Here is a 15,864-nt window from a genome sequence, read left to right on the forward strand (position 1 = left end):
CCAACTAGCTAATGCGCCGCGGGTCCATCTGTAAGTGGTAGCCGAAGCCACCTTTTATGTCTGAACCATGCGGTTCAAACAACCATCCGGTATTAGCCCCGGTTTCCCGGAGTTATCCCAGTCTTACAGGCAGGTTACCCACGTGTTACTCACCCGTCCGCCGCTAACATCAGGGAGCAAGCTCCCATCTGTCCGCTCGACTTGCATGTATTAGGCACGCCGCCAGCGTTCGTCCTGAGCCAGGATCAAACTCTCCGATAAAGTAGTTTGACTGACTACGCACATCACTGTGCGATTTATTTAAAACTTTGAATTAACAGGTACGTTTTGTCTTGTTTAGTTTTCAAAGATCATTTTGTCTTTCGTTCAAGCGACTTTATTATTATATCTTATCAATCTCTTGAAGTCAACAACTTTTTAAATTTCTTTTTTTCGTCAGCGCCTTGTTTAGCGGCAACGAATAATAATATACCACCTCACAAATAATAGTGCAATAGTTTTTTAAAAGAAAATCAAAAAAGTTTTACGAGCGGCTTGTTTCTAAAAAAGCGCCGTACTGCGATAAGCAGAAACGGCGCCTTCCCTTTTATTAGCGTTGTCTCATTTGAGGGAATAATAAAACGTCTCTGATAGACGGAGCATTTGTTAACAGCATGACAAGGCGGTCGATACCGATACCCAATCCCCCGGTCGGCGGCATGCCGTATTCAAGAGCTTCAACGAAGTCTTCATCCATCATATGCGCTTCATCGTTTCCTTCTTCTCTTTCTTTTAACTGCGCTTCAAAACGTTCCCTCTGGTCGATAGGGTCATTCAGCTCCGTAAACGCATTAGCGTGCTCACGGCCGACGATAAACAGTTCAAAACGGTCTGTAAAGCGAGGGTCCTCCGGATTTTTCTTAGCAAGAGGAGAAATCTCTACAGGGTGGCCGTAAATAAACGTAGGCTGAATGAGTGTTTCTTCAATTTTTTGTTCGAAGAATTCATTGATGATATGACCCACCGTCATTGAGTTTGTGATCTCGATACCATGCTCTTTTGCATGACCGCGCGCTTCTTCAACAGTCATCTCATTCCAGAAATCTACACCTGTCGCTTCTTTGACCGCATCTACCATGTGGAGTCGTTTCCATTCAGGTTTCAGATCAATCTGCTCTTCGCCGTACTGGATTGTAGTGCTTCCAAGCACTTCCTGCGCAATATGTGCAACGAGGTTTTCCGTAAGACTCATAATATCTTTATAATCGGCGTACGCTTCATACAGCTCGATCATCGTGAATTCAGGGTTGTGGCGTGTAGAAACACCTTCGTTACGGAACACGCGGCCGATTTCGTAGACTTTTTCCAATCCGCCGACAATCAGGCGTTTCAGGTGCAGTTCAATCGCAATACGCATATAAAGAGGCATGTCGAGCGCATTATGGTGCGTGATGAACGGGCGCGCAGACGCTCCTCCCGGTATGCTGTGCATCGTAGGTGTTTCAACTTCTAAGTATCCATGGTCATCTAAGTATCTTCTCATCGCTTGGATGATTTTGCTGCGTGTGATAAACGTTTGTTTGCTGTCAGGGTTTACGATGAGATCGAGATAGCGCTGGCGGTAACGCTGTTCAACATCTTTTAACCCATGATATTTATCAGGAAGAGGACGCAGTGCTTTTGTCAGCAGTTCAAAAGATGTCGCTTTGACAGAAAGCTCGCCTACGTTTGTTTTGAAAACTTTCCCCGTGATGCCGATAACGTCTCCGAGGTCTGAAGATTTAAAGATTTCATATTGTTCTTCGCCGACACTGTCTTTTCTTACGTAAATTTGAATTTGACCTTCTAAGTCCTGCAGATGCGCAAAGCCGGCTTTCCCTTTTCCGCGCTTTGTCATCATACGGCCTGCAATGGTCACTTCGATCGCTTTTTCTTCCAGTTCTTCTTTAGAAAGCTCCTGGTAGGCGTCAATGATCTGTTGAGATTGATGCGTTCTCTCGAAACGTTCGCCGAAAGGGTCAATGCCGTTTTCTCTCAGCTGGTTCATTTTATCTCGTCTGACTTGCAGCTGGTCGTTCAATTCCTCATGATTTTGCTCTTCTTGACTCATTGGTATCACTCCGTTACATTTTGATTTCACGAAAAAGCAGAAAAACTGCCAGCGGTAAGCTGGCAGTGAGCAGCAATAGAGGGTGTATATTAACCTACTTTTGCATCTTGAAGCTCTTTTGCCTCTGCTTCGGCGGTAAATGCATCTAAAAGCTGCACAACTTCTTCACGCGTCTCACATTGGTTAATTTCGTTGCGTACATTCGCATTGCCTCTGACACCTTTCAGGTACCAGGCAGCGTGTTTTCTCATTTCTCTGACTGCCACATTTTCGCCTTTTAACTTAATCAGGCGGTCTAAGTGCAGTTTGCATACCGACATTTTTTCACGGACTTTCGGTTCGTCTTTTAACTCACCGGTTTCAAGGTAGTGCACCGTACGGTAAATCATCCACGGGTTGCCGAGTGCGGCCCGGCCGATCATGACGCCGTCAACTCCTGTTTCCTCAAGCATGCGTTTCGCGTCCTGAGGCGTTTTGACATCACCGTTTCCGATGACGGGAATGGAGACGGATTGCTTCACTTCTTTAATGATATCCCAGTTCGCAGTGCCTTCATACATTTGCACTCTTGTGCGTCCGTGCAGGGCAACGGCTTTTCCGCCGGCACGTTCAACGGCTTGGGCATTTTTCACCGCATAAATGTGCTCTTCATCCCAGCCCATTCTCATCTTCACTGTAACCGGCTTATCAACAGCATCTACTACTGCGGATACCATTTCATAAATCTTATCGGGATCGAGAAGCCATTTGGCGCCCGCGTCACATTTTGTAATCTTGGGTACGGGACATCCCATGTTAATATCAATAATATCAGCAGTCGTGTTTTGATCTACAAACTTCGCCGCTTCCACAAGGGTTTCCTTTTTTCCTCCAAAAATCTGAAGGCTGAGCGGTTTTTCACGTTCATCAATGTAAAGCATCCCCATTGTTCTTGCGTTGTTGTAAAGAATCGCTTTGTCACTGACCATTTCAGCGCATACCAATCCGGCTCCGAATTCCTTTACAGTCAATCTGAACGCTGAGTTGCAGACACCGGCCATAGGGGCAAGCACAACCCGGTTTTTCAATTGAATATCACCGATTTTAAACATTTTTCCCCTCCTTTCATTTGTCTATTTTTCAGGCGGGGCCAATTCGTCCGCACTTATATTTAAAACATCTGCCGCAGCTTGAATGATGGCATCTGACGGCAATCGGTTTCCGCGTTCAATTTCACCGACAATAGAAACTGATATACCTAATGCTTTTGCAAATCCTTCTTGAGTATAACCTTTCAGCTTTCTGAATGCACGAATTCGCCTACCCCAGATTTCTGCTTCCATACTCTTACACCTTCTTGGTTTGTTTCAGCGCTTATCGTGATATGATCCGCCTGCGGACATATTTCTTTTAACGGCGCAAGGACAAATAAGCGCTCATACATTCTCGGATGCGGCACAATCAGCCGCTCTGTTTCAATATTTTCACGATTATACAGCAAAATGTCAAGGTCTGCCGTCCGCGGTCCCCAGCGAATCTCTCTCGTTCTGCCTAATTCAGCTTCAATGCTCTGCGTTACATCAAGAAGTTCAAAAGGAGATAACGACGTTTTCACTTCAACCGCCATATTAAGAAACTGATCTTGATCCTCATAGCCGACGGGATCTGTTTCATATATGGAGGACACCTTTGACACCGTCACGCCATGATGCCGGCTGAGCATGGCCACTGCCTGGCGCAAATAATGTTCACGGTCGCCCATATTGGAGCCGAGGCCGATATATGCCGTATTGTTCATGATTTCTTTCTCGTCATTTCTATGGCTACTGATTTATAATGGCCGGGAATCGGCGGGTCAGGCTTAACAACCTTTACCGTACATTGCTGCACCGGCTCAAATTTCTCAAGGACGGTGTCTGCGATCCGTTCCGCAAGGGTCTCGACCAAATTAACGGGCTCGCCCTCAACGATGCCGCGGCAGACACTGTACAATTCCGCATAGTTAATGGTATAAGAGAGGTCATCCGTTTTTCCCGCTTTGCTCAAATCCAGTTCGGCAGTCAGGTCTACTTTGAAGCGCTGGCCGAGTTTGTTTTCTTCTTCGAACACGCCGTGATATCCGTAAAACTCCATACCTTCTACATATACTTTATCCATAATGTGCGCCTCCTTTGTTCAACATAGCATCCATCATCTTAGTCATTCTTGCGATCTCTTTGACATCGTGCACCCTCACAATGTCGCAGCCTTTCTGGATGCCAAGGCATACTGTCGCTCCCGTTCCCTCAGCACGTTCTTCAGGGGGAAGGTCAAGCACACGGCCGATGAACCTTTTTCTCGATGTCGCCAGGAGCAGCGGATAACCTAACCCGCTGAACACCTCCAGCTTGTTCATGACAGCCAGATTGTCCTCATAGTTTTTCGCAAAGCCGATCCCCGGATCCAGAATCATGTTTTCATCTGTGACGCCGGCTTCTGCGGCAATTTTTACGCTTTCCATCAAGTCTGCAAGCATATCAGGAATAAGATCGTTGTAGTTTCTTTCCATGCGATTATGCATTAAGATAATCGGAACCCCGTGTGCGGCGGCTACTGACGCCATGTCAGGATCACCTTTCGCCCCCCAGATGTCATTAAGGATAGAGGCTCCCGCTTTGACCGCTTCGTCTGCCACGGACGCTTTGTACGTATCGATTGAAAGCGGAATGTCCAGCTCGCTTGTGATCCGCTCTATGACGGGGATGACTCGTGACATTTCCTCATCAGCCGACACGAGTGATGCGCCGGGTCTTGTCGATTCGCCGCCGATATCTATGATATGCGCCCCTTCTTCAGCCATCTTCGCCGCATGCAGAAGCGCCCTTTCCGTACTGTCGTATTTGCCGCCGTCAGAGAAGGAGTCTGGCGTTACATTTAATATCCCCATAACGAGCGTCTTCTCTTTATAGGAAAGAGCGCCTTTTTTTGTATGAATCAGTTTAGGCTGTTCAATTGTTTGCTGCGCCATTTTGTTCCTCCTCCTGTACATTCATTTTGTTTATTTCCTGCTGATACTGATTACGGAGCAATTGCACCGTTTTTCCGCTCACTCCGGGCAGCGGCACTTCCTCTATTTTAGAAAACGGGATGATTTCAAGCACGGAGTTTGTCAACCATGCTTCATCCGCTTCAAGCATTGATTGAAAACGGAATCGGCCTTCGGTGACTTCTGTCCCCTGCCGTTTCAATTCATCAATGACAAACTGTCTCGTTACACCATCGAGAATCCCCGTATCCAAGGATGGCGTAAAGACCTTGTCTCCTTTTCGCCAAAACACGTTGGAGACAATGCCTTCCGCGACATCTCCTTCTCCGGTCAGGAAAATGCCTTCAAGATTGGGATCATTCCCGATCTCCCGTTTAGCATACATGTTGTTTAAATAGTGATGGGATTTTAACCGGAAATATCCTTCAGGCGTATTTCTCCTGATAGAGAGAAGCCTGCCTTCTTTTTGAACAGGCAGAGTTTCCGGATTGAGCCGGTTGACGAAACAAAGGACGGTCGGCTTTTCATAAGTCTGCGCGGCAAACCCTTTATCGCTGACGCCTGCCGAGATGTTAAGCCGGACACGCGCGCTGCCGTCCTTGATGTCATTGAGGAGCAACAGTCTCCGAAGCATATCAAGCAGCTCCTGTTTGTTCACCTCATATGCAATCTGCAGATCCCGAAGCGCCCTGTTGAGCCTGGCGACATGCGCATCCGGCAGAAACGGCCGGCCGCTGTAAAGCCTGAACGTCTCGAACGCGCCGATCCCGTACAAATAACCATGGTCAAAAGGAGAAAGCGCCGCTTCTTTCTCCTCTATATATTGACCATTCAAATATATAATCACACCGTCACTTCCTTTTTGCGGTGTGTCTCTATAAAGTTTCTGAGCATCTCTTTGCCGAAGGAGGTCATGATGGATTCCGGATGGAACTGAACACCTTCAACAGGCAGCTCATTATGGCGGATTGCCATAATTTCTCCTTCTTTGGTTTGAGCGGATACCGTAAAACAATCCGGCAGCGTGTCCGCTTTGACAATAAGTGAATGGTACCGGGTGGCGACAAGCGGATTTTGCAGCCCTTTAAAAATCGTCTGTCCGTCATGCATAACTTCTGACGTTTTGCCGTGCATGAGCCGCTCCGCTCTGACGACGTCGCCGCCGAATACTTGCGCAATCGACTGATGTCCGAGACATACGCCGAAAATAGGAACACTGCCGGCAAAATGTTTGATCGCTTCGAGGCTGATCCCCGCTTCATCAGGACTGCACGGCCCGGGTGAAATCATTAAGAAATCCGGTGCCAGCTCTTCAATTTGCTCAATTGTAATCTCGTCATTCCGTCTGACGATCAGTTCCTCCCCGAGCTCACCCAAATATTGAACCAAGTTGTACGTAAATGAATCATAATTGTCAATCATTAAAATCATCTCTGCTCACCTCGTCTAATTTTTTGTCTCTTCTTCGCTCAGCTCTAACGCCTTTTTCATTGCAAAAGCTTTTTTGAACGATTCCTTGTATTCATGCTTCGGAACCGAATCAATGACCACTCCTGCTCCGGACTGCATGAAAGCATGTCCGCCGGCTGCATAGATCGTCCGGATCACAATGTTAAACTGCAAATCTCCGTTGAATCCGAACCAGCCTATAGATCCAGTATAAAGCCCCCGTCTTGTCGGCTCAAGCTCTTCTATAATTTCCATCGTTCTCACTTTGGGCGCTCCCGTGATGGTGCCCCCCGGGAACACCGCATGAATAATGTCTGTCGCGTCATATCCGTCCTGCAGCTCTCCCTGTACGTTTGACACGATATGCATGACGTGGGAATACTTTTCGATCGCCATAAATTCGTTAACCCGCACGGAGCCGTAGCGCGATACGCGCCCGAGGTCATTGCGCTCAAGATCAACAAGCATGACGTGTTCCGCACGTTCTTTTTCGTTGTGAATTAATTCATCAGCCAAAGCCTTGTCTTCAGCATCGTCTTTTCCTCTTGAACGCGTACCCGCGATCGGTCTCGTTTCAAGCTTCTTCCCCTTCTTTGTCACCAATAGCTCCGGCGACCCGCATATCACTTGAAACCCCGGTGTCTCGAGATAGGCCATGTAAGGAGACGGATTGACGTTTCTCAAGTGTTTATACACCTCATACGGATGAACGGATAAGGACTGAGACTGCCTGATGGACAAATTAACCTGGAACACATCGCCGCTCGCGATATATTGTTTAATTTGTTCTACAGCCTGTGAAAATCCTTCCTCAGTGAACGGAGCGGCGTACGATCCGTCCCCATTCCGATTCAGCGGTGAAAAAGGCTTGTCCGCCGTTTGGAGGGAACACCACATGTCCTCTAAGCCGGACAGCTTTTCTTCCGCAAGATCCGCTTCTTCCGCTTCAGTATGGGTAATGAGCCATAACGCCTCTTCCTCATGGTCATAAACGGCCACATCATCAAAAACAAGAAAGTAAATATCAGGTGTTTCCAGATCATCTAACGACAGCATCTTAAAATTCTCAATATATCGGGCGTAGTCGTAACTGATAAAACCAATCGCACCGCCTTGAAAGTCCGGAAACTCAACGTTTGTTTCCGTTCCGAGCGTTCCAAACCATTCATGAAAGGCCCGCAGCGGGTCACCTTCTTTAAACAGTGTTTCCCCCTCATGCTTGATCGTTGTAATTCCGTCTTTCCCTCTGACGGACGCAATCGGATCTAGACCGGCTATACTGAATCTTCCCCCTCTCGCGCTTTCGAGCAGAACATGCCGTTTTCTCGATTTCGAAAGGTTTTCATATCGCTGTAAAAATGCTTGTTTCGTAAAAGGTATTTTTCTTCCTGCCGGTCTGCGTTGTGCCATCATATCAATCCTCTGCTTCGTTTTACTGTAGTTTTATTTTAAAGCAATCACACTGGTGAAAAAAGTGAATTTCACTTCCAACCATAAAATTCGAAACGTTTTTTGGATTTCCGATGCTTCAGGCACAAAAAAACTCCCGGATACAGCCGGGAGCCGTGTGTATGTCTCTATTCAAACTGATAAAGCGGTGTGCTTAAGTAACGTTCTCCGTTACTAGGGATGATCGCAAGCACTTTCTTGCCTTTCCCCAATTTTTTCGCGATTTCCAGTGCCGCGTAAATGGCCGCTCCGGAAGAAATGCCGCCGAGAATCCCTTCTTCTTTTGCCGTTTTACGGGCATATTCAAATGCATCCTCGTTTTTGACGGGAATGATCTGATCATAGATGTCCGTATTCAATGTTTCAGGGACAAATCCCGCTCCGATACCCTGAATTTTATGCGGGCCCGGTTTTCCGCCGGAAAGAACCGGAGAATCCGCCGGCTCTACCGCATAGATTTTGATGGATGGATATGCTTCTTTCAGCACTTCGCCCGCTCCCGTGATGGTTCCGCCGGTACCGATTCCGGCCACGAACGCATCAAGCTGGTCGTCACCAAACTGTTCTACGATTTCTTTCCCCGTCGTTTGGCGGTGAATTTCCGGGTTTGCCGCATTGTTGAATTGCTGAGGCACAAAGTATCCGTGTTCCTCCGCAAGTTCTTCCGCCTTTTTAATGGCGCCCTTCATTCCTTCTGCGCCGGGAGTCAGCACAAGCTCCGCTCCGTATGCGCGCAGCAGATTGCGTCGTTCCATACTCATTGTATCAGGCATAACGAGAATGGCTCTGAGACCTTTAGCCGCTGCCACCATCGCAAGACCGATCCCTGTATTCCCGCTTGTCGGTTCAATGATTGTGTCGCCGGCTTTTAATTTTCCTTCTTTTTCAGCCGCTTCAATCATCGCCGCTCCGATACGGTCTTTTACGCTGCTGCCCGGATTCATGTATTCAAGCTTCAGATATACATCTGCACTGTTTTCATCCGTCAGGCGATTCAATTTCACAATAGGAGTATTTCCGATTAGTTCAGTAATAGAATTTGCAATACGCACCATGTTGGACACCTCAATTTCCGACTAAATTTATTGGTATTATAAATATAAGTTATCAATTTCAAAATTTTTTGTCAATCATTTAGTTCTTTTTTCCCCGTAGAACCAAGAGACCCCCGCCTCTTTCCACAGCGTTTTGACTGTCGCCTTGTCACCTAATTGATCCATCGCGATCTGGCGTCTGATTTGGCTCTTCACTTCATTGTATGAGAAAGTTCTCGCTTTAAGCTTTTCTTTCAGCTGAATGACGGCATATCCTGAAGAAACTTTAATCGGTTCAGCGGACCACTCATCTTCTTTGAGATTTTTAGCTTCTGTGATATATGCCTGCGGGATATTTTCCTGGTTTTCTGTCACAAAGCCGAGGTCTCCGCCATACTGAGACGTGTATCTGTCCGTGGAACGCTCAGCGGCGACGGCTTCAAAGCTGGAACCGCCTTTCAAATCAGCAAGCACCCTGTCCGCCTCTTCCTTGTTTTTGACGACAATGTGCCTGATTCTGTAGGAATCATCGAAATGGTACAGTTCTTTATTTTTATTATAAAATGATTGCATTTCCTTATCCGATATATCGATGTCCTTCGTCAGCAGTTCTTCAAGAAGAATGTTGTAGCGGATCTGGTCTCTCCATTCTTTTTCGGTAATATGGCTGTCTTCATAAAATGAATTATTCACCGCTTTGATTAAAAGAAATTCCCGCTCCAATTCGCTGTTTGAAACTGTGAGTTTATTCTTTTTCGCAAGCTCTTCCACTACTTGTGCATTAATCATGTCTTCCAGAGTTGATTTTCCGTACTCGTCTTCCATCTTTTTCATCCAGTCCTGCCGTGTGATATGTTTATCACCGATTGTCGCGATGGATTCTTCAGATGACCCCGCGGCTTGGGATTTTGTTAACTTATACGCCACTGCTACACTGCATACCAACAGCGCCGCTACAATAATCGTCAAAAGTGTTCTCGATTTCAAAATCTACCCCATCCCTTTTACAAAATAGAACAACCCGCTAAAGAGCTAGCGGGTTGTTTCGTCACGAAGCTCTTCCAGTTCTTCTTTTGTAAATAAATATTTCTCATTACAAAAATGGCAAACCGCTTCGGCTTTTCCGTCTTCTTCTATCATATCTTGTATTTCTTTTTTGCCTAGTCCTAAAATGGCCGTTTCGAATCGATCTTTTGAACAAGAACAGTGAAATTTGACCGGCATTGTTTCGAGAACGTCCGGTTTTTGACCCAGAACTTCTTCTAAGATTTCTTCCGGTGTCAGGCCTTTTTGAATCAATTTTGAAATCGGTTCGATTTGAGATAATTGCTTTTCAATTGTTGAAATGGTTTCTTCATCAGTCCCCGGAAGAAGCTGAATGATGAACCCGCCCGCAGCGAGAATCGTGTTATCAGGATTTACTAGAACACCTACGCCGACAGATGAAGGGACTTGTTCAGAAGAAACAAGGTAATACGTGAAGTCATCACCGAGTTCACCCGAGACAATCTCTACTTGTCCCGTAAAATAATCACGCAAGCCCAAATCTTTTACGACACTGAGTGTTCCGTCAGTTCCGACCGCCCGTCTGACATCCAGTTTCCCTTGTTCATTGAGGTCAAAATGAACGTGCGGGTTTGATACGTATGCTCTTACCTCACCCTTTGCGTTCGCATCTGCGACAATGGCTCCGATCGGGCCGCCGCCTTCTATTTTGACTGTCAGCTTATCTTCACCCTTAAGCATCGCTCCGAGTATCAGAGACGCTGTCATCGTCCGGCCGATTGCGGCTGATGCCGTCGGCCACGTGTCATGCCTTCTTTGCGCTTCATTTACCATGTCTGTCGTTCTGGCTGCATAAGCCCGCACTTTACCGTCATATGCAATTGCTTTAATTAAATAATCCATCGTTTACCTCCTATACGTGACCCACGCGATTTCGCTCATAAATGATTTCCAGCCCTTTTAAAGTAAGAAACGGGTCAACAATATCAATACAGTCTGATTCGTTTGCGATTAATGACGCAAGCCCCCCTGTCGCAATGACTTTCGGTTCTTGTTTGGCCTGCCATTTCATCCGCTTTACAATGCCTTCAACTTGTCCGACATAGCCGAAAAGGATGCCGGACTGCATGGCGCTTACCGTATTTTTGCCGATGATATTGTCCGGTCGGGCGATTTCAATTCTCGGAAGCTTGGCCGCGCGTGAGTACAGCGCTTCCGTTGAAATTGTAATGCCGGGAGCAATCGCGCCGCCCATGTATTGTTTGTTTTCATCGATGTAGCAATACGTCGTCGCCGTTCCGAAATCAACAACAATTAAGGGGCCGCCATACTGCTGAATCGCCGCAACGGCATTGACGATTCTGTCAGCTCCCACTTCTTTCGGATTGTCATATTTTATATTTAAACCTGTTTTCATTCCCGGGCCGACAACCTGCGGCTCGATGTGAAAGTATTTTGTGCACATTCTTTCTAAAGAGAACATAATCGGCGGCACTACGGATGAGATGATAATCCCTTCAATCTGTTCAAACATCAATCCGGAATGTTCAAATAAGGAGCGGAGCAGCATGCCGAATTCGTCTTCTGTTTTGTGCCTGCTCGTTTCTATGCGCCAATGATATTCTAGTTCCCCATCATGATATACACCAATCACGGTGTTGGTGTTCCCCACATCTATAACCAGTAACAACCTCTATCACCACTTTTGAATAGTTTCTAATCATAACATTTTCAACATTCTACAATACCATACACGATCTGCGGCTCTTTTGTAAACAAAACGAAACCAGTAAAAAAACCGCCGGTATACGCCGGCGGTTTTCATATCAGAAAGCGAACTATTCTTTCGGCTCGTCTTTCTTTTCTTCTTCTGTTTTAGACAGGATGTTTACTTTCACATCGTCTTTTTGAAGATGGTCATCTGAGAAATTGCGCTCAGGGAGTTTTCCGTGATCCACGAGATGCTTGATTTGTTCCGCATCTAATGTTTCCACATCAAGCAATGTCTGAGCAATCAATTCAAGCTTATCGCGATTTTCAGTCAGGATGGTTTTCGCACGCTCATAACATTCTTTAATGATGCGCTGAATTTCCTGATCGATTTCGTAAGCGATCTGATCACTGTAGTTTTGCTCATTGTTGAAATCCCGGCCCAAGAATACTTGACCGCCTTGAGATTGACCGAACTGAAGCGGTCCGAGTTTTTCTGACATACCGAACTCTGTCACCATTCTTCTGGCAATGTTCGTTGCCCGCTGGAAGTCATTGTGAGCCCCCGTGCTGACTTCGCCGAAGATAATTTCCTCCGCAACACGTCCGCCCAGAAGACCGACAATTTTATCGAGAAGTTCAGGTTTTGTCTGGAAGTAACGGTCTTCTCTCGGAAGCATGACCGCGTATCCGCCCGCCTGCCCCCTCGGAACGATCGTTACTTTATGAACCATATCGGCTTCATCCAGCACAAGTCCGATAACGGTGTGACCGCCCTCGTGGTACGCCACGATATTGCGTTCTTTTTTCGAGATGACGCGGCTCTTCTTCGCAGGACCCGCAATGACACGGTCCGTTGCTTCATCAATGTCGCGCATATCAATTTTCTTCTTGTTTTGACGGGCAGCAACGAGTGCCGCTTCGTTAAGAAGGTTTTCTAAATCCGCGCCTGAGAAACCAGGTGTTCTTGAAGCGATTGCTTTTAAGTTCACCGTCTCATCAAGCGGTTTGTTTCTCGCATGCACCTGCAATACGGCTTCACGGCCGATGACATCCGGACGGTCTACCGTAATCTGACGGTCAAAACGTCCCGGACGGAGTAATGCAGGGTCAAGAATGTCCGCACGGTTTGTCGCAGCGATAATAATGATTCCTTCATTCGCACTGAAACCGTCCATCTCAACAAGCAGCTGGTTCAGCGTCTGTTCGCGTTCATCATGCCCGCCGCCAAGACCGGCGCCGCGCTGACGTCCTACCGCGTCGATCTCATCAATAAAGATCAGGCAAGGCGCATTCTTTTTCGCATTTTCGAATAAATCACGCACACGGGAAGCACCGACACCGACAAACATTTCAACGAAGTCAGATCCGCTGATGCTGAAGAAAGGAACGCCAGCTTCACCGGCTGAGGCTCTCGCAAGCAATGTCTTACCGGTTCCCGGAGGTCCGACCAGCAGCACGCCTTTAGGGATTCTGGCGCCAAGCTCGGCGAATTTGCGGGGATCTTTCAGAAACTCAACAACCTCAACGAGCTCCTGTTTCTCCTCATCCGCGCCGGCTACATCTTTAAACTTCACGCGTTTCTTTTCTTCCGTATACAGCTTCGCTTTGCTCTTGCCGAAGTTCATGACACGGCTGCCGCCGCCCTGAGCCTGATTGAGCAGGAAGAAAAACAGAATAAAGATGATGACAAACGGAATGATCGTCGTTAAGAACGTCACCCACCCGCTTGTTTCCTGTGCGGGATCAACTTTTACGTCCGTCTTTTTAATTGCGTCAAATATCTGGTCTGCTCCTTTTCCTTCAGGAACATGTGTTAAAAAGTACTGGTCTTTGTCGTATTTTTTCAGCTGTCCTTTTACCTCATAAACACCTCTGACAGGCTGAACCGATACGCTATCAACTTTCCCTTCATCGAGGTTCTTGATAAACGTACTGTACGACATATTTTCTGTTTTCGGGTTTGAGGTCTGGAAGTAACTCACAACCCCGATTACTACTAATAAAATAAGTAAATAAAAAATGGTATTACGGAAGACCCGATTCATTCCTTACCTCCTCCCACAGTAAGCACAACTATGTTCAATAGTACCATAGAAAATCATTCCAATACAACCGATAACCATCTCGGAAGCAGGCAGCCGATCAGCTTTCATAAATCGCCGGTTTTAATACTCCGATGTAAGGCAGATTGCGATAGCGCTCGGCATAATCAAGTCCGTAACCCACAACAAACGCGTCAGGAACTTCAAAGCCTACGAAGTCTGCTTTAATGTCCGCTTTTCTTCCGCTTGGTTTATCCAACAGGGTAACAATCTTAATTGATTTCGCTTTACGATATCGGAAGAGTTCTACGAGATAGCTCAAGGTTAACCCACTGTCGATAATATCTTCAATGATTAAGATGTCCCGGCCTTCTACAGATGTATCCAAATCTTTGATGATTTTGACTTCTCCGGAAGAAACCGTGGAATTTCCGTAGCTTGATACATCCATGAAGTCCATTTCCAAATATGTATCAATATGCTTTATAAGATCAGCCATAAAAGGAAGCGCTCCCTTTAACACACCGATTGCCAACGGAAACGTGTCGCTGTACTCGCTTGTTAATTGTTCTCCAAGCTGTTTTACTTTCTGCTGGATCTCATCTTCTGAGATCAGCACTTTTTCGATATCCTGTTTCATGTTAATGCTTGCCCCCTACACTTTTCATGCTGTCTATATTGTAATACAATGCGGTCACTGTTTGAAATCACAAGATCGTCAAAGATGGATTTTTTCAAGCCAGGCAGCCAGATAATTTCACCGCTCGCATCCGTTACAATCGGCCATTCGTCCCGATCCCGCAGAGGCAGTTTATGATCAATAAATATATCTTTTACCTTTTTCGAGCCATTCATCCCTTTAAGTTTAATCCGGTCGCCGATTTTTCTCGTCCGGATTGTTAAAGGAAATTGCACCTTATTTCTGCTTGTCATAAAAACAGCATTCCCATTTTTGATATGAGGGTCAGCCTGATCGGCCACCTCTATCATAAAGCCGTTGGGGAGAACAGCAGTCTCGCCTTCCGCTCCTTGCAGCTGCAGCTCAAAGGGAACCTTTTCACATTGCCATTGTTCAAATGTAAACAAACATGTCTGATATGATTTGACCACCTTCAGCCCTTTCGGAAAATCAAGCACTCCCGAGGCGCTTCCATTTTCCGCCCATTCAAGAAACTGCTGTATGTGGCGGGCGGAAAACGACGATGGAACGTTTTCATAAAGATAGTTTAATATTAGTTGAACTCCTCTTCTTTGTAAAGGTATCGGAAGGGCAAGCAATTGAGAGGAATCGACTTCAACCGATGTGTCAGACTTGCTTGTAATAACCTTATTCATTCGTTCTTTCGTTAATGACTGCAAGTATTGTTCGTCTTCTGTCAGTGCTTCACTCACCTTTTGAAACATTTTATGAACGTCAGGTGATTCTTGTTTTAAAAAAGGAAGCACGGTCTTTCTGAATCTGTTTCTTGTATAATCGTCTTTTGCATTGCTCTCATCCGTTCTGTAGCTGAGCCCTTCTTGACGGCAGTATTCTAGGATTTCATCCTTTTCCGCATAGAGGAAAGGCCTGATCAGCCAGCCGGATGCAAATTCGCGGACGGGCTGCATTCCCGCGAGCCCTGCCCCGAGCGTACCTTTCGCAAGCCTCATGAGCATTGTCTCAACCTGGTCATCGCCGTGATGAGCCAGCGCCAAAAACTTCGCTTGGTGTTTTGCCATCAGATCTTCGAAAAACTGATATCTGCAATCACGCGCGGCAGCCTGCTTGTTCAGCTTATTCTTCTTTGCGTATGCAGAAACATCAATCTGTACCGTTTCGCAGAGGATGTGTTCCGCTTCGCAATATGACTGCACAAACTTCATATCTTCTTCAGATTCAGGACCCCTGAACTGATGGTCGACATGCGCCGCTATGATAACGGAAGAATGCCCGAAGTGCTTATTCAGCATACTGAGAAGCGCCATTGAATCAGGGCCTCCGGAGACCCCGGCAATAATCGTTTCTCCCTCCGCCTGAAGATGATATGTTTTGAAAAAATCTTCCACGCTTTTCACAATGTCCCCCTCACAATGAGCAGG

At 46.5% G+C, this 15,864-nt stretch carries 16 protein-coding genes and 1 rRNA gene; all 17 read right to left on the minus strand.

Features of this window, described 5'->3' with window-relative positions:
- A 16S ribosomal RNA gene (locus G9F50_RS18630) occupies positions 1–261 on the minus strand; the annotation flags it as partial.
- Positions 262–589: 328 nt separating this feature from the next.
- On the minus strand, positions 590–2,089 hold the full coding sequence (gene lysS, locus G9F50_RS18635) for a lysine--tRNA ligase (RefSeq protein ID WP_014416740.1): 1,500 nt from the start codon (positions 2,087–2,089) through the stop codon (positions 590–592).
- A gap of 89 nt (positions 2,090–2,178) precedes the next feature.
- Positions 2,179–3,180, minus strand: a complete 1,002-nt coding sequence (dusB, locus tag G9F50_RS18640) for a tRNA dihydrouridine synthase DusB (RefSeq protein WP_007409948.1) — start codon at positions 3,178–3,180, stop codon at positions 2,179–2,181.
- A 21-nt stretch (positions 3,181–3,201) separates the two neighbouring features.
- Positions 3,202–3,411 carry a helix-turn-helix domain-containing protein gene (locus tag G9F50_RS18645; protein WP_043020639.1) on the minus strand — a complete coding sequence of 70 codons (210 nt, stop codon included), beginning with the start codon at positions 3,409–3,411 and terminating at the stop codon, positions 3,202–3,204.
- Complete coding sequence (gene folK / locus G9F50_RS18650) at positions 3,363–3,866, minus strand: 2-amino-4-hydroxy-6-hydroxymethyldihydropteridine diphosphokinase (protein WP_007409947.1); 504 nt, start codon at positions 3,864–3,866, stop codon at positions 3,363–3,365. Before folK ends, G9F50_RS18645 begins: the two co-directional genes overlap by 49 nt.
- Positions 3,863–4,225, minus strand: coding sequence for a dihydroneopterin aldolase (gene folB, locus G9F50_RS18655; RefSeq protein ID WP_003150671.1), 363 nt, complete (start codon positions 4,223–4,225; stop codon positions 3,863–3,865). Before folB ends, folK begins: the two co-directional genes overlap by 4 nt.
- Entirely contained in the window at positions 4,218–5,075 is an 858-nt protein-coding gene (gene folP, locus G9F50_RS18660) for a dihydropteroate synthase (protein WP_060561969.1), read from the minus strand. Before folP ends, folB begins: the two co-directional genes overlap by 8 nt.
- Positions 5,056–5,940, minus strand: a complete 885-nt coding sequence (pabC, locus tag G9F50_RS18665) for an aminodeoxychorismate lyase (protein WP_060561970.1) — start codon at positions 5,938–5,940, stop codon at positions 5,056–5,058. Before pabC ends, folP begins: the two co-directional genes overlap by 20 nt.
- Positions 5,937–6,524, minus strand: coding sequence for an aminodeoxychorismate/anthranilate synthase component II (pabA, locus tag G9F50_RS18670; RefSeq protein ID WP_015239033.1), 588 nt, complete (start codon positions 6,522–6,524; stop codon positions 5,937–5,939). The genes pabC and pabA overlap by 4 nt, the downstream gene beginning before the upstream one ends.
- Before the next feature lie 15 nt (positions 6,525–6,539).
- Complete coding sequence (pabB, locus tag G9F50_RS18675) at positions 6,540–7,952, minus strand: aminodeoxychorismate synthase, component I (protein ID WP_039062456.1); 1,413 nt, start codon at positions 7,950–7,952, stop codon at positions 6,540–6,542.
- 167 nt (positions 7,953–8,119) lie between these two features.
- Complete coding sequence (gene cysK / locus G9F50_RS18680; protein ID WP_004264603.1) at positions 8,120–9,046, minus strand: cysteine synthase A; 927 nt, start codon at positions 9,044–9,046, stop codon at positions 8,120–8,122.
- A gap of 75 nt (positions 9,047–9,121) precedes the next feature.
- Positions 9,122–10,012 (minus strand): peptidyl-prolyl cis-trans isomerase, encoded by an 891-nt coding sequence (locus tag G9F50_RS18685; protein WP_060561971.1) that lies wholly within the window; start codon positions 10,010–10,012, stop codon positions 9,122–9,124.
- A gap of 45 nt (positions 10,013–10,057) precedes the next feature.
- The gene (hslO, locus tag G9F50_RS18690) at positions 10,058–10,933 is read right to left on the minus strand and encodes an Hsp33 family molecular chaperone HslO (RefSeq protein WP_014304205.1); all 876 of its coding nucleotides are present in this window, start codon (positions 10,931–10,933) and stop codon (positions 10,058–10,060) included.
- Between the two features lie 10 nt (positions 10,934–10,943).
- On the minus strand, positions 10,944–11,720 hold the full coding sequence (locus G9F50_RS18695; RefSeq protein WP_013350777.1) for a type III pantothenate kinase: 777 nt from the start codon (positions 11,718–11,720) through the stop codon (positions 10,944–10,946).
- Positions 11,721–11,868: 148 nt separating this feature from the next.
- Complete coding sequence (ftsH, locus tag G9F50_RS18700; protein WP_060561972.1) at positions 11,869–13,788, minus strand: ATP-dependent zinc metalloprotease FtsH; 1,920 nt, start codon at positions 13,786–13,788, stop codon at positions 11,869–11,871.
- 97 nt (positions 13,789–13,885) lie between these two features.
- Positions 13,886–14,425, minus strand: a complete 540-nt coding sequence (gene hpt, locus G9F50_RS18705; protein ID WP_004264611.1) for a hypoxanthine phosphoribosyltransferase — start codon at positions 14,423–14,425, stop codon at positions 13,886–13,888.
- Positions 14,422–15,840 (minus strand): tRNA lysidine(34) synthetase TilS, encoded by a 1,419-nt coding sequence (gene tilS / locus G9F50_RS18710; protein ID WP_060561985.1) that lies wholly within the window; start codon positions 15,838–15,840, stop codon positions 14,422–14,424. The genes hpt and tilS overlap by 4 nt, the downstream gene beginning before the upstream one ends.
- Positions 15,841–15,864: the final 24 nt, after the last annotated feature.

The sequence above is a fragment of the Bacillus sp. EKM206B genome, assembly GCF_011066015.1.
GTDB lineage: Bacteria > Bacillota > Bacilli > Bacillales > Bacillaceae > Bacillus > Bacillus velezensis.

Bases quoted from the DNA above. Each gene is read 5' to 3' on its own strand.
- pabA (WP_015239033.1), bottom strand. From the start codon at position 6,524: ATGATTTTAATGATTGACAATTATGATTCATTTACGTACAACTTGGTT.
- pabB (WP_039062456.1), bottom strand. From the start codon at position 7,952: ATGGCACAACGCAGACCGGCAGGAAGAAAAATACCTTTTACGAAACAA.
- folB (WP_003150671.1), bottom strand. From the start codon at position 4,225: ATGGATAAAGTATATGTAGAAGGTATGGAGTTTTACGGATATCACGGC.
- cysK (WP_004264603.1), bottom strand. From the start codon at position 9,046: ATGGTGCGTATTGCAAATTCTATTACTGAACTAATCGGAAATACTCCT.
- folK (WP_007409947.1), bottom strand. From the start codon at position 3,866: ATGAACAATACGGCATATATCGGCCTCGGCTCCAATATGGGCGACCGT.
- hslO (WP_014304205.1), bottom strand. From the start codon at position 10,933: ATGGATTATTTAATTAAAGCAATTGCATATGACGGTAAAGTGCGGGCT.
- G9F50_RS18645 (WP_043020639.1), bottom strand. From the start codon at position 3,411: ATGGAAGCAGAAATCTGGGGTAGGCGAATTCGTGCATTCAGAAAGCTG.
- folP (WP_060561969.1), bottom strand. From the start codon at position 5,075: ATGGCGCAGCAAACAATTGAACAGCCTAAACTGATTCATACAAAAAAA.
- hpt (WP_004264611.1), bottom strand. From the start codon at position 14,425: ATGAAACAGGATATCGAAAAAGTGCTGATCTCAGAAGATGAGATCCAG.
- lysS (WP_014416740.1), bottom strand. From the start codon at position 2,089: ATGAGTCAAGAAGAGCAAAATCATGAGGAATTGAACGACCAGCTGCAA.
- ftsH (WP_060561972.1), bottom strand. From the start codon at position 13,788: ATGAATCGGGTCTTCCGTAATACCATTTTTTATTTACTTATTTTATTA.
- dusB (WP_007409948.1), bottom strand. From the start codon at position 3,180: ATGTTTAAAATCGGTGATATTCAATTGAAAAACCGGGTTGTGCTTGCC.